The sequence below is a fragment of the Paenibacillus oryzisoli genome (assembly GCF_001653565.1).
Lineage (GTDB): Bacteria > Bacillota > Bacilli > Paenibacillales > NBRC-103111 > Paenibacillus_E > Paenibacillus_E oryzisoli.
Genome location: NZ_LYPB01000044.1, coordinates 1 through 13,884 on the forward strand (window position 1 = coordinate 1; position 13,884 = coordinate 13,884).

The following is a 13,884-nucleotide window of genomic DNA, read 5'->3' on the forward strand; positions in this document are numbered from 1 at the left end:
CAATCTCTTTTATAGTCGATTACTCGACTGTGCTTACTCACTCGTTGTTCAGTTTTCAAAGATCAATTTCTTTCGTTCACTGCCGTGTTACCGAAGCAGCGAAAAGTAATATACCATGCTGAATTTCTAATTGCAAGCTTTATTTTTAATTTCTTTTTTTCGTTACCAGCCTGTCTGTCTTGCGGCCGGAGTGATAATATAGCATGGATGGCAAATACATAGCAATGTTTTATTTTTCCAATTTCAAAACAATGTATTCGCCTCTCCCGCTTCTGGTTAAAGCCCTTACTATCTAACAATTAAACAGATCTGTTCAACTTGGGAACTTTCTTGGTTCGTCCACTATAATACTGGGTACCCAATACGCCAACAATGATTAATACGGACCCAATAATATGATATCGAGTTACTTCCTCACCTAGAAACAACGCACCTGCGGCAATTGTGATGAGTGTGGAAAGATTCGAGAAGACGCTCATTTGAGAAGCTTCAATTTTGGACAAAACATACGTTGACACCAGCGCTGTTACTAACGATGACATTATACCCATGAATATAATCGACATGAGAAAGAGTGGATGAGACAATGGCGCTATCAAGTTCTCGAAAGACCCCCACTTCCATTGCGTAAACAACGAGGAGATTGTAAACACCACAAATCCGGTGCCCAGCATCAAGTAACTCATTTCAAATGGACTAAATTGTTTGGATAGGGAACGCGCCATTACACTGTACCCCGCAAATGAAATGCTCGTAAGAACTAACAATGAAATACCGGTAATATTGGAGATGTCGAATGTACTCCCCTTCATTAGAAAGATAAATACAACACCGAACACAGAGCAAAATATAGCGAGCTTCTGAGCCCTATTCGTGGATTCTTTCAAAAAGAGCGATGCGCACAACATGGTAACGATAGGCGTAAATGCGTAGAGGATCCCCGCCTCAGCGGCGGTTGCGTGCTGTAAGCCATATGCTTGTAAGGTGAAGAAGCCCAAAGGATACATAGATGAGAGTAAAAGTGCTTTGCCAATAGGCTTGCCGCGATAACGCAATTTAACAAATCCCAAAGCAACTAGAAGTGATAATACAATAAACGATATGGCAAAACGATACATCAGTGTATCGAGGGGGGGCGCGTAGTCCAGTACGATTTTGGCAAATAAAAAAGAGACACCGATAATGACTGCATTAAGTACAGCAAGTAAATAAGCAAGTTTTCGATCATTGTGAGCTATCATTTCATCCACTCCTTACTAATATTGAATACGTTTAGTCATCCGGCTGACTGAAACATTCTCTGATATCAGCATAAGTCCATGCACCATGCACAACAATCCTTTTACACGACAACTGTACCGGTACAATTCTGAGATGAAGATTGGAGACTCCACGTCATGTATAAATATTTGCTGATTGTGAATGACATTGAACAGCAACTCGAACAGGGGACATTCAAAGCTGGACAGAAGCTTCCTTCTATTAGAGACCTCTCCCTTCGGTATGCATGCAACAAGAGCACTGTGATTCGTGCTTTTACCCTACTGGAAAGCCGCCATCTCATTTATTCAATTCCACAAAGCGGTTATTATGCCGTGCAACAAAGAGGAGCAAGTCATGAGCTACTTGAGAACAAGGTCTTTGACTTCTCTTCTGCGGCACCAGATCCCGAGCTGTTTCCTTATTTGGATTTTAAACATTGTGTGGATAAAGCCTTTGATATGTACAAAAATGAACTGTTCATGTACGGGACACCGCAAGGTTTGCCCTCGTTATTACGGCTGCTATCTAAGCATTTGGCTAACTACCAAGTATTCACGAAGCCCGATCACATTCATATCACGTCTGGTGTGCAGCAGGCCCTCGCTATCTTGGCTTTGATGCCTTTTCCGAACAAAAAGCGCGGAATTCTGATGGAGCAGCCTAGTTATCATTTGTTTGTTCGATTAGTCGAAAGCTACCAGTTGCCAGTACACGGTATTCGTCGTTCTCCCCAGGGTGATATCGACTTAGATGAGTTAGAACACCTCTTCCGTACCGAGGACATAAAGTTTTTCTATACGATGCCGCGTTTCCAAAATCCACTTGGGTGCTCCTACTCTGAGCCCACAAAGAAAGCCATTGCCAAGCTGGCCAAACGATACGATGTGTATATTGTTGAAGATGATTATTTGGCAGACCTCGAGCATGATTTGAAATCAGATCCGATCTATACCTATGATTCTTCTCACGTCATTTATTTAAAAAGCTACGCTAAAATCCTGTTCCCCGGGTTGAGAGTCGGCGTTGCCGTTCTTCCGCCAGTTCTAGATGACGTATTCCGCACATTTAAAAAGGTAGCCGACATCGACAGCCCTATGCTCTCACAAGCAGCTTTGGAAATTTATATTCAGAGCGGCATGTTTGAACGTCGTAAACATGCGATTAGAGATGCCTATTCGAAACGATTACAGCAGTTGCACGAATCTCTGCATGCCCATAAGGAGGATAGCTATCAAGTTACTCCCCTAGGTCAATCTGGCGTATACACACATATCGTGCTTCCTCCTCATTTGTCGATGCCACTATTGTTGGAAAGATTGCATAAGAAACAGGTATGGATTCAAAACCTAACGCTTAATTACCTGCCGAGTTTTGAACCGCTGCCGCTTATGAATCTGAGCATTACACGGGTATCTGAAGAACATATTGATAGGGGGATACGGATTATAGCGAATGAGATCAAGCATATGATCAAACAGGGAAGACGCAAATAAGATAAAAGCTGAGCACCGGACACCGCGTCACTTCTTGTCGACACGTTCCCACGCACTCAGCTCTTATGGCATTTATGGTGTTATCGTTAATTTAGGTCGATCCGTACTCGTGATGCTCTCGCTTGATGCAAAACCGACATTCCCATTGGAATTGACTGCTGACGTACTGTATACGCGGATGGAGAGATTTTTGCCCGTAGACATGGCTGCTTGCACCTGAGAAGTTACATTGATCGTAATCGGCGTGCCTGCAACGATCGTATACGTGCCAAGCACCGTACTCGAAGAAGGCTTCGTATTCCACGTAATCGCGCCTTCCGTCCATGTGTTGTCGCTAACAAGTGCAACCTCGTTTTGGATGCCGCTCATTGCAGCTACGGTTGGCTTCAGTGTAATCGTTGCTGAAGTAACGGACCCGCTATAGCTATTAAAATCAAACTTAAAATAACCGTCGCGTTTGTAGCTGGTTAAATCGTTTTTGGTATCTACGGTTGTGGCCGTTGTTCCTGCTTGGTTCGTTGCCGCGTAGGTGCCATCCCTTACGTTAGCATCGTCAACAGCTACAAAAGTATTTGGAGACAATAGCACGACACCCGCTCCATTATAAGCACCGCGATTCGGAGCTGCTGAAGACGAAACGGTGTTGCCCCAGTAATCTTTGCCCCCATTGTTGCTAATAAGAACTCCCGACGACAAAGCAGGAGAGCCTGTGCCAAGTTTATAGCCATCAACCGTATTCATGCCAATACCGCCGCTACCTGCCCCTGCAAGAAGGGGATCGCTCGTTAATTTATGCGCGTCACTCGGCTCACTTGCCGGATGATTACCGTAGAAGACATTATAATCATAGACATCATTTGCTTTGACCAGGTATCCACCGCTGCCCGCGTTGTAGATGATGTTGTTTTTAACAGAGAGCGGATTGCTTCCTCCAATCCCTGTGGTGAAATTCGTGCTCAAACCAGTACCTATATAGAACGTATTATTATAAATTTGGGCATTTAACGGGGTGTAGCTGCTATCGAATTGGAAAATACGTGCCCGGTCATTCTGACTGATATTATAACGGACAATCATATTGTCGTTTCGTTTGGCCCCACTTCCCATGACCAATAGGAAACCGCCCTCATTATCATGGCTGTAATTGTACTGAACTGTACAACCGGTCAAATTGAAATCGCAGTCGAAGCCTTGGCCGTCATTGGTTGTTTTCGTATTATACGCTTCGTTATATTGCATAACAGGACTCGTGCTGTTAATCGCCCAGATCGCTACATTATAATGCGTATCCCGTGCATGAGCTTTGTTCACAACATTATATTGGATCAATCCATTAATAGAAGCTCGCATAACAATACCGTCTCCACCGATATCATTCAGCGTGTTATTGCTAATCACGAGATTCGTGAAAGGCTCGAAATTGCCTGCCCCATCATTATTTCCCCATGAACTGCCGTTGCTAATCCCTGTGCGATCCGTTCGTTCGACGGTATTGCCATCAATCAGCACATCGTTCCATTTGGTTCTTACCGTGGTCCCCGACACGGTCACAAAGATACCACCGGTCACTTTCAACGCGTCGGTATTCGTTCCCGTGACATCATGGATGTACATATTGCGGATATAAAAATGGTTATACGTCCCCACATCTTGCGCCTCGACTTTGACCCCATATCGATCGCCAGCCGAAGCAGCTGTGTTCGTGACCTCCAAATTGTTTAATTCCCAATACTGCTGATTATAAAAATACACTGTAGCTCCGGTTAATCCATTGCCATTAATGATTGGTTTATTGCCTGTGCCGTATTTATCTATAATGATCGGCGAGCCCGAGGCTCCAGATCCTAGCGGGTGCAATTGCCCCGTCCAGACGGAGCCTGATTTGAATAAGATTTTATCCCCTGGCAAAAAGGTCGTGCTATTGACTTTAGCCAACGATTGCCAAGCTGCCCCTGTGCTTAAGCCGTTATTTCTATCACTGCCTGCTGCCGAATCCACATAGTAGGTCGTATTATTTGCATAAGTCGTCGTTGTTAGCCCTGGCATGGATACAGCGACGGTTAGCAGAAGTGTGAAAATTAGCCCAACTGACAGGCATAAACGGAATGCTTTTGAAACTCTCATCAATCATTCTCCTCTCTTACTGTACACTCATTTGTTGAAATACGTGGTCCACAATCCTCACTTGTGCAGTTTCCACCAATTGCTTGACTTGCTCTGCGTAACTAGCATCCAGCGCGCGTTGCTGTTGATCTTCCGTTAGACCGCCACTGGCGCTATCACCTCCCTTCGGTACAGTCTTTTCTTTAAAAACAGCTTTCACTTTCAGGACTAAGTTAGAAAAAAGATACGTGTAATAGCCGCGTTCCTCATATTGCTTGGGACCGTAGATGACTTGGTGATTTTTGACCGCTTGCTCCCTGCGTTCATTTTCCCTGAGCCAATTATCTCTGAAGGTTGAATAGCTATAATCCGTCAGAAGGCCATATTGCTGGGCTAAAATCTGTTGGACTTTGACCTCCTTCAATCGGTCTAGTGCCAATTGCTTGGCTTTCTCCATCGGCACTTCTCCCTGAAAGCTCGTTGTCCAGAAGGAGGCTGAGTCGTCCGCGTTATAGGTTTGTTTGAAATAACCCGCTGTCTGAGCCTTCACGTCGTTCAAGAAAAGTTGAAACTCACGCTCATCGACGGGTACATCATTGATATAGGCGACTGTGGCAACCTCGGAGCTTGCGGGCGTATGTTCATGCGGTGCTGAGCAGCCTGTGCATCCGAAGATCGACAGTAAGAAGATCATCATGAGATGCTTCATGATTTCCCCTCCGTCATCCGAAACACCCAGATTCCTTGCTGCACAGCATGGAGGAGCTTGAGATGAATACGGTAAAGGCTATCGCCCCACACGCGGGTCAAGCTTTCGTCTGTCACGGTGATATGTTCGGATTCAACCTTCCATTGCTCAGCGTCATAATGAATCAATAGTTTATTCCCTAAACCATCATGCAAATGTATGATCCCATTTGTTGTAAACTGTGGCATCTGACTAGATATCAGATGCAGCAGTACTTGATCGGTGGGTTCTGCAAGCGAGCAAGATTCCCGCAGCTCAATCGCAGCAGGGTGCCTGCCTCTGTGCAGCGTTAAGCTGCGATGCCAACTCCGCACACCCGCTTCAGCGGGGTAGGCGCCCGCCAGCTCAACGCCATAACGAACAGTGTCGGCGCTGTTCGCATAGGTGACGGCCTCCGCGCGGAAGGAACGGCCCTCCTTTTGCTCAAAACCGCTGATGACCGGAACACTGTGATAACCAGATTGCATCGTCCAAATCTCATATCGCTGGGGGCTGAATGTCTTCTGGGTATACGTCTCCACTCCGATATCTATTAAGAATGGCTTTCCATTCACATAAACCACGAAATGTCCGATGTCATTATGATTATGGCTTTCATCGTTGTGACCGCCTTTGATCGCTACAAATAGGCCATTCGTTGTGCCTTCCGACTCCCTTGCGGCCATCACTTGCAGATTCGGAAGCCATACGTCTTGGACACAAGGTGGCGCTATTTCAGCTACCATGTGAATACTTGCAAAGCTAAACAGGCTAATCATTTCTTGAAAAAACGAGATACCCGTCTTACTGCGATCAGGTACTTGATAGTCACGGAAGCCAATCTGCCCCAATGCGCGAAGCTGATCATCCTGTATGCGCAGACCATACAAGTGGATCATGCTGTAGTCTTGCGAGGCAAGAGCTGAACCATCTGCGAAATTCACAAAGTAATGTCCATCGATGTTCATGTTGTACACGAACTGCCCCAGCTTTTGAATCAACGGTTGATCGTACACCTGCAGCGCGCCATCCGATGCTCGGTACAATAGCTCCAGATTGACCAACAGCATCCCAGCCGCTCTGGCCCAATAGGTCGAACCTTCATCACAACCGCCATCTTCGAATTGCACCTCTAAGTACCGATCAAGGCTGCGCAGCACCTTATCGAGGAGCATTTCTTTCCGTTCTGGCTCCATCACCTGCAGCAGCAAGACGGTCAACAAATTGGCATTGCACCATGGGTTCCAGTTGTTTACTTCGCGTTCGCCAAAGCCCATCCACCAAAAATCATTCCGATCGGCATAGGGGGCAATAATGCGACGTTCCAGCTCCAATCGGATGCGGGCTCGGATCAACGGAGAGATCTCATCTAAAGGGACCTTGAGCAAATGAGACGTCCATGCTAGCAGCGCTGCGGTTTCCCCCGCCGACAGGTCAAACAACGGCTCCTCTATATTCGAAAGCAACTCCCCTGGTTGCAGGGATAAGTAATGATGGGCCGGAGCGCACCATGACGTCTGCTCACAGAGGAGCCAGATGACGTTCGTGATCTCCCGAAGGAATCGGCCCTTAGCTTCGATGCACTCTGCAATCAGGAGGGTGCACAGCGCACTGCGTCTTTCCGACTCAACGGAATCGTAAGGCTTACGGCTTCCCTCTTCGAAATAAGCCATGAATGCGGTGGCACGCAGCGATGGCCAATCGTAGTTCAGGTAGGACGCTGCTTGCGTCAGCCAAGATTGCTGCAATTCCTCGGGCACACTCGCCCAAGCTTCGCGATCATTGAAGGCAGGAAAGATACACCCCACCATGCTTTTGCCTAAAATATGTGCTTTCACATCGGATATGGTTATGAAATCTGTCAACTTCATAGCATTAGCTTCCCCCTTGTATGCAGAAAGAAAAGACTGCCTCATTTGCAGTTTGACTACGAATGTGACAGTCTTCGATTCAATGTTTACTCATTATTTAATGACTTCGGTATACTGCTTCTCAATCTCGTTAGCGCCAGCTGCTCTAGCTTTCTTCACATACTCATCGAAAGAATCAATGGATTGCTCACCTGTGATGATTTTGATGTAATTCTCCGTCGTCAGCTTCTGTAAATCAGCCGTGAATTTACCTGAAGCTTCTACGCTTGGCAAGTAGGATGGCGGTGTACCGGTTCCTTTAACTTTATCCGCAATAGCAAATTTGGCTTTGAACAGCTGCTTCACCACATCCGGATTGTTCGTAACCATCCCAAAGGTACCCACACCGCGTTGTGCTGTTTCAGTTGGATTTTTGAGTTTGGAAGCGACAGAGCCGTCTGCGTTAATGACATAATCCTTGTCTTTGACACCGTAGTTAGCCAACATGTAATAGTCCTTATCAGTGACCAGCGTATCCAGCATTTTTAAAATTGTGTCCAACTTTCTAGGATCCTTCACAGCATTCTTCGTAATCACAAGTGATTCATTGTTATAGCCCCAAATGTTCGCACCATACGCTTTGCCATCAGGCCCTTTGATGGCTTTGCCGAATGACCATGTTTCCTCATATTTGGCATCTGGCTTCACTTTCAAGAATTCTTGATATACCGGTCCACCTTTATCTCCTTCTGTAAGAGGGGGTGTCCAGTGGTAGTACATCACGTTACCCGTCACACCAACACGATTGTTAATAAAAGCATGAGAAGTCGCCCAGTACCCTCCCTTATTCTCACCAGTTACAAACTCAGGATCGATGACGCCGTCTTTGTACCATTTGGCCAGCAGCTTGAGGCCTTCTTTCATTTCTGGTTGAATGGCATCCATTGTCACTTTATTATCCTTCACGGTATACCAAAGGGCTGAGTAAGGTGTTGTGCCTTTGATGACATCCGTCGGGATCGGTCCGAAGGCACCAAGTACCGTTTGCATCGCCGTACTGGAGAGGCCGTACGTGTCTTTTTTGCCATTTTTATCCGGATCATTATTTGTAAACTTATAGATAGCATCCTCAAACTCAGCTAATGTTTCAGGCACTTTGGTAATGCCAACATTTTTGAGCCAATCCGTACGCCATACGAGGCTGGTCGGGTAGGTGCCATCTAAATTAAAAGCAGACAACCCATAGTTTTTGCCTTTATACGTGCTAGAACGGAAGGCAGATCCTGCGGTGTCATTGTCCATAATTAATTTGTAGTAGTTGGGTGCTTTCTGCTTGATCGTATCCACTGGAATTTCTGCTGCTACTCCGCTATCCACCAGTTTAGATAGTTCGAAGCCCTTCAGTCTCATAATGTCCGGAATTTCTCCCGACGCCATGCGGACGTTGAACACTTCAGCGTATTTCTGGGAGTCAGCGGTCCAGACGTTGATTTTGGCATTAAATCGCTTGAGCATCTCTTGCATCACTTCCGAGTTTGCATCTGGCGCTACATCGTTGATGTTGTAACCTGCCCATTCAATCGTAACCGGGGTGTCGTTCTTCGCTGTTGCTGTTGCACCTTGGGTTGCGGATGCTGGCGTATTGGTAGCCGTTGTACCTGTGGGGCTGCTGCAAGCTGCCAGCGATCCAACTAACAATGCTGCGCTCATTAAGCTGCCTACGTTACGAACCATTTGTCTCTTCATTGTTAAGACCCTCCTAGATTTATGTTTGTGAACCATCCCCGGGATGGGGCTGGGGCTAACCTTTTAACGAGCCAATCATAACGCCTTTAACGAAGTATTTTTGCAGGAACGGGTACACAACTAATAGGGGGATCAGAGATACCATGAGGGCCGCCATTTTCATCGTGTCCGTGTTGGCATAGATCGTATTGGCTGCCTCGATAGCCTGCGGCTCAGAGCCTTCGAACATGATTTTGCGTAAAACCAGCTGCAGAACCGCTTTTTTCGAATCCTTGAGATAGATCATCGCATTGAACCATTCATTCCAATGATAAACCAAGGTCCACAACCCTACTGTGGCTAAAATCGGGATCGAAATTGGCAATATGATGCGCATGAGAATGACGAATTCATTCGCCCCATCAATGCGGGCTGATTCTTGGATCTCCTCAGGAAGAGACATGAAGTAGTTGCGGATAATCAGCATCGTAAAAGTGTTGATTGCAACAGGCAGCACAAGCGCCCATACGCTGTTGTAGAGCCCGACGCCTTTGACGACGAGATACGTTGGAATCAAACCACCGCTGAAAAACATCGTAAATACCATGAAAATCGTCCAAAACTTGCGATGCACTAAATTCTTTTTGGACAAGGGATAAGCCGCTAGAATCATTAAAGTCATGGAGACCACAATACCAATAATGACGCGAACAATTGTATTCTGATAACCGATCCAAATTTGCTGATAATCCAAAATTTTGCGATAACCGTCCCAATTGAACTTGGTTGGAAATAGATGAATCCCATAACTGCTAACAACCTCTGGCGGACTCATCGACACCGTGACGACCTGCATGAAAGGGATAATGGTCAGCACACTGAGGAGGATTAGCGTCGTATAGACAATCGTGTCCACGAAGTTATCTTCAAAGGTTCGTTTCTTGTTCTTGCGTTGTGTTGTCATTGCGGCGTTCACCTACCATAGGGAATAGTCATTGGTTTTCTTAGCGACATAATTCGTTAATAAAATGAGGATAAAGGCAATGATATTTTTGAACAAACCGACTGTTGTTGCGAAGCTGTAATCGCCTTTCACAAGCCCAATCTGATACGTATAGGTTGAAATAACATCGCCTACCGAAAGAACAGAGGCATTCAGCAAGTTGTAGATTTGATCGAAATCATCGTTAATGATGCCGCCTACCGCGAAAATGAACATGATGGTTACGACTGGCATGATCGATGGCAACGTGATGTTCCATATTTTCCGAAGCCGCCCCGCTCCGTCCATATCGGCTGCATCGTACAACTCAGGATCCACACTTGTGATCGCCGCCAGGTAGATGATCGTGGACCAGCCGACTTCCTTCCATATGGAGGAAAGCACCAGGATTGATCGAAAGTATGTCTCACTCGTCACGAAAAGGATCGGCTTATGGCCAAATTCCATGATGGTCGCATTAATCAGCCCACGTGTTGGTGATAAAAATTCGATTACAATGCCGCCGAGAATTACCCAGGAAATGAAATGCGGTAAATAGGTAATCGTCTGCACCGCTTTTTTGAAGAATACCAGGCGCACTTCATTCAGGATGAGGCAGAGAATGATTGGCGCTGGGAAGCCGAAAATCAATTTGTACGTGGAGATGATCAGCGTATTCTTTAGTACAGGCAAGAAATAAAGTCCTGTGAACAGCTCCTTAAAATGATCCAGCCCTACCCATTCACTGCCTGCAACGCCTTTCAATGGATAGTAATTCTGAAAGGCAATCACAATGCCATATAAGGGGGCATAGTGGAAAATAAGGTAATACGCGATAACGGGTATTAACATGAAGAAATAGTATTTCTGCTTCCAATACAACTTGATTGCACGCTCTTTCGTTAGTTGCGGCTCTATATGCGCCTTGACTTCTCGTGCTGCGATAATGGCGTTACCTTCCATTCCTTGCCTCCTGTTCCGAAAACTTGTGTGCGATTTGATGCCCTTATCGTACGGCCTATTCGGGGAAATCGACAACGGCTAATCTCTTTACGGAGGTGCTGTTTTTTTTACGTCTTGTTGGGAAATCAGGATTTGTGGCGTGTTTCTGCTGTGGGATGACAGATATTTTTACCTGTGCTTTTTTTTTGCTTTTCCGGCGTACATGACAAAGCTGCCATGCATATGCGCATAGCAGCTTTAGTGGGGTTAGCTATCGAGGCTGTCTCGATAGCTTTTTGGGGTACAGCCGAAGTTCTCTTTGAACACATTCGCAAAATAACGAGGGCTCGAGTAACCAAGCTTCGCTGCTATTTCTTTGATCGATAAGTCTGTCTCTCGGAGAAGACTTTCAGCGTGTTTCATTTTGATGCCAGCCAAATGCTCGGAGAAATTCGACCCCATGACCGATTTGTAGATCCGGCTCACATAGCTGGAATTCATATGAATGCCCTCGCTTAAGGATGATAGGGAAATTTCGTTATAAATATTTTGCTCAATGTAGGCGAGGATTTGACGTTCCAGCGCGGTACCCGGATCATCGTCGGTGGCATCGGTGGTGTGGTACTCCATGATTTGCACAGCTACGCCGGTGAGCCAGTCCGTTAAATCAGCAACATTGTCCAATTTCCGGCCATAATCCCGAATATCGTAACCAAGGAACCGCTCCAAATCGATTTCCATCGAAATGGCGGTTGTACGGATAATTGAGATCGCGTCAAACACCGTATTACGGCAATAATCAATGTGGTACCTGCCTGAAACGAGTGCTTTGCGCAAGATATCCAGTATCGAGGAAACCATCTCCTGGTTCCGATTGCGCAGGGCAACAGAGAGCTGTTCGATGATCTGTAAGCCACTTCCATGCTCTTTGCGCTGCGCGATGGCCAGATTTTCGTAAGCAATACAGGATTCATTCGGCATAATGAAGGCGTAGTTTAGGCATTCGCATGCTTCCGTATAGGATTGCGCAATATGCGTGTAAGCATGGGGGTATTCGGAGCCGAAGCCAAGCACAAACGTCCCTTTCATCTGCTGGCTGACGCTGCTATGAATCTTCGCTTTATCTAGCGTGTCCGAATAATTGAAGATGACAATGATATGTCCTGCGTTATCCATCGTCGAACACACCCTGTAGTTACCGAGCTCTTCCACATGCTGCAGCATGCTGTACTGAATCATCATCTCATTCTTCAGGCCAATGCCTTCTGTGCCAAAAACCTTAAGCGCCATACAAGCTGTTTTCTCCCGGTCAAAACGAAGCTCCAGCGTCGACTCCATGTTTGCGACTTGCGGATCAGCCTGATCGAGGTCGCCTTGCAGCAGGCGCATAATAAATTTATCGCGAATGATTGGCTTATTCGTCTCCATTTGATGATTCAGATCGGTGATGGTATCGGATACACGATCGATGACCTGATGGAGCATCGTATACTCATTCTTCGCATGCTTCTCATGACCATCCGATGAGCTTCCCAGATTACGAATCGTTTGAATGATGCTGCGCAGCGGTTTATTGGCCCAGTGAGTCATATAGATAGAGAAGAGCAAGCTTACCGTGAGCAGCACGATTGTGGTAATCAGCAAATAATGCTTGAGCTGCTTCGATTTCTGATACAGCGTGTCGATTGAAATGACAGATACGTATTTCCAGTTGTTATATTTGGACTTGGAGAAAGAAACCACACTTTGAATACCGTCAACAGAAGCTTCGAAGGTGCCTGCGTCTGATTGCTGCAGCAGCGAATTGATATAATCCTTCTGTATCCAGTTCTGACCGACGAGTTGGTTATCGCTGTGCACGAGCACTTGTCCTGTCTCATCTACAATAAATAACACTTCGCCATCTGTGGGAGAGGATTGAATGAGATTGTGAATCGCACTTTCTTTGATATTGATGGCGACAACGGCCTGCCGATTAGCCAAACTGTCGATCAGCGGAATATTCGAGATGTAGGTGATCACCGACGTATTCATCGGCATGGTTATGCGAGGCGGCAGCCACCGATTAGGCGTATTCATGGTGCGTAAGACATTAATCCATGTTTCATCGACACCTTTAATGGAGCCGGCGGAATCCAGATACGAATTATATTTATCATTGATGTACACATTGCCAGCCGTATACCAGACTTCCACGGATTGCAGGAAATTCAGTTTAAAGGGGATATCGGTCAAAAAGTTGCTGACCTCGGCGATCTTAAAACCATTGCCGCTAATATCGTGCGTAAGTGGATAGGCGAGTACTTCATTGCTTGGGATATCCGAAAAATAAATATTCACTAATCGGATGACGCGATCCAGAATCGTTTCATCCACGGCATATTTTAACTTGCTGACATCTTGAGTACTCTGCCTGTTAATCTCTTGGTTGTAGGCATTCGAAAAATAGTGAATATAGATGAGCTGAGGGACCAATGAAAGGACGATCACCAGCAAAATGTTAAAGATGAGGATACGGGAGTAGATGGTGCTCATCCTGGCTCGGATGTTGAACATGGAACACCTCTTTGCAAGATAGGGTGGGTGAAGGTTGATAGATGGATGAAGGGACAGATGGACATTGACAGAAAGATGGATAGACCAACGGATAAAGCGTTTTCACAAATCGCTCCTTCTACTATAGCATAAATTTGTGGCATGAAGAATATGTGCAATGAATGCCCTAGCGTTACCATTCCTTATGACACAGCATCCCTTAAAACAGTAAGATTCATCAAGTATAAGAGGAAGATCTATCAT

9 protein-coding genes are annotated in these 13,884 nt (G+C 45.9%); 1 reads left to right on the forward strand and 8 read right to left on the reverse strand.

Features of this window, described 5'->3' with window-relative positions:
* Positions 1–299: 299 nt before the first annotated feature.
* The gene (locus tag A8708_RS02900) at positions 300–1,241 is read right to left on the reverse strand and encodes a DMT family transporter (RefSeq protein ID WP_068662016.1); all 942 of its coding nucleotides are present in this window, start codon (positions 1,239–1,241) and stop codon (positions 300–302) included.
* Between the two features lie 156 nt (positions 1,242–1,397).
* On the opposite strand from A8708_RS02900, the gene A8708_RS02905 reads away from it, so the two are divergent.
* On the forward strand, positions 1,398–2,756 hold the full coding sequence (locus A8708_RS02905) for an aminotransferase-like domain-containing protein (protein ID WP_068662017.1): 1,359 nt from the start codon (positions 1,398–1,400) through the stop codon (positions 2,754–2,756).
* Between the two features lie 72 nt (positions 2,757–2,828).
* On the opposite strand, the gene A8708_RS02910 is transcribed toward A8708_RS02905, so the two are convergent.
* From A8708_RS02910 to A8708_RS02940, 7 genes are all read right to left on the reverse strand, one after another.
* Positions 2,829–4,880 (reverse strand): CBM96 family carbohydrate-binding protein, encoded by a 2,052-nt coding sequence (locus A8708_RS02910; protein WP_068662018.1) that lies wholly within the window; start codon positions 4,878–4,880, stop codon positions 2,829–2,831.
* A gap of 16 nt (positions 4,881–4,896) precedes the next feature.
* Complete coding sequence (locus A8708_RS02915) at positions 4,897–5,568, reverse strand: hypothetical protein (RefSeq protein WP_068662019.1); 672 nt, start codon at positions 5,566–5,568, stop codon at positions 4,897–4,899.
* Entirely contained in the window at positions 5,565–7,457 is a 1,893-nt protein-coding gene (locus tag A8708_RS02920; RefSeq protein ID WP_068662020.1) for a heparinase II/III domain-containing protein, read from the reverse strand. The genes A8708_RS02915 and A8708_RS02920 overlap by 4 nt, the downstream gene beginning before the upstream one ends.
* A 93-nt stretch (positions 7,458–7,550) precedes the next feature.
* Positions 7,551–9,182, reverse strand: a complete 1,632-nt coding sequence (locus tag A8708_RS02925) for a type 2 periplasmic-binding domain-containing protein (RefSeq protein ID WP_068662021.1) — start codon at positions 9,180–9,182, stop codon at positions 7,551–7,553.
* A 55-nt stretch (positions 9,183–9,237) separates the two neighbouring features.
* Entirely contained in the window at positions 9,238–10,125 is an 888-nt protein-coding gene (locus tag A8708_RS02930) for a carbohydrate ABC transporter permease (protein WP_068662022.1), read from the reverse strand.
* Positions 10,126–10,137: 12 nt separating this feature from the next.
* Entirely contained in the window at positions 10,138–11,106 is a 969-nt protein-coding gene (locus A8708_RS02935; RefSeq protein ID WP_068662023.1) for an ABC transporter permease, read from the reverse strand.
* A gap of 246 nt (positions 11,107–11,352) precedes the next feature.
* The gene (locus A8708_RS02940) at positions 11,353–13,641 is read right to left on the reverse strand and encodes a helix-turn-helix domain-containing protein (protein WP_068662024.1); all 2,289 of its coding nucleotides are present in this window, start codon (positions 13,639–13,641) and stop codon (positions 11,353–11,355) included.
* Positions 13,642–13,884: the final 243 nt, after the last annotated feature.

Bases quoted from the DNA above. Each gene is read 5' to 3' on its own strand.
- A8708_RS02900 (WP_068662016.1), bottom strand. From the start codon at position 1,241: ATGATAGCTCACAATGATCGAAAACTTGCTTATTTACTTGCTGTACTT.
- A8708_RS02905 (WP_068662017.1), top strand. From the start codon at position 1,398: ATGTATAAATATTTGCTGATTGTGAATGACATTGAACAGCAACTCGAA.
- A8708_RS02910 (WP_068662018.1), bottom strand. From the start codon at position 4,880: ATGAGAGTTTCAAAAGCATTCCGTTTATGCCTGTCAGTTGGGCTAATT.
- A8708_RS02915 (WP_068662019.1), bottom strand. From the start codon at position 5,568: ATGAAGCATCTCATGATGATCTTCTTACTGTCGATCTTCGGATGCACA.
- A8708_RS02920 (WP_068662020.1), bottom strand. From the start codon at position 7,457: ATGAAGTTGACAGATTTCATAACCATATCCGATGTGAAAGCACATATT.
- A8708_RS02925 (WP_068662021.1), bottom strand. From the start codon at position 9,182: ATGAAGAGACAAATGGTTCGTAACGTAGGCAGCTTAATGAGCGCAGCA.
- A8708_RS02930 (WP_068662022.1), bottom strand. From the start codon at position 10,125: ATGACAACACAACGCAAGAACAAGAAACGAACCTTTGAAGATAACTTC.
- A8708_RS02935 (WP_068662023.1), bottom strand. From the start codon at position 11,106: ATGGAAGGTAACGCCATTATCGCAGCACGAGAAGTCAAGGCGCATATA.
- A8708_RS02940 (WP_068662024.1), bottom strand. From the start codon at position 13,641: ATGTTCAACATCCGAGCCAGGATGAGCACCATCTACTCCCGTATCCTC.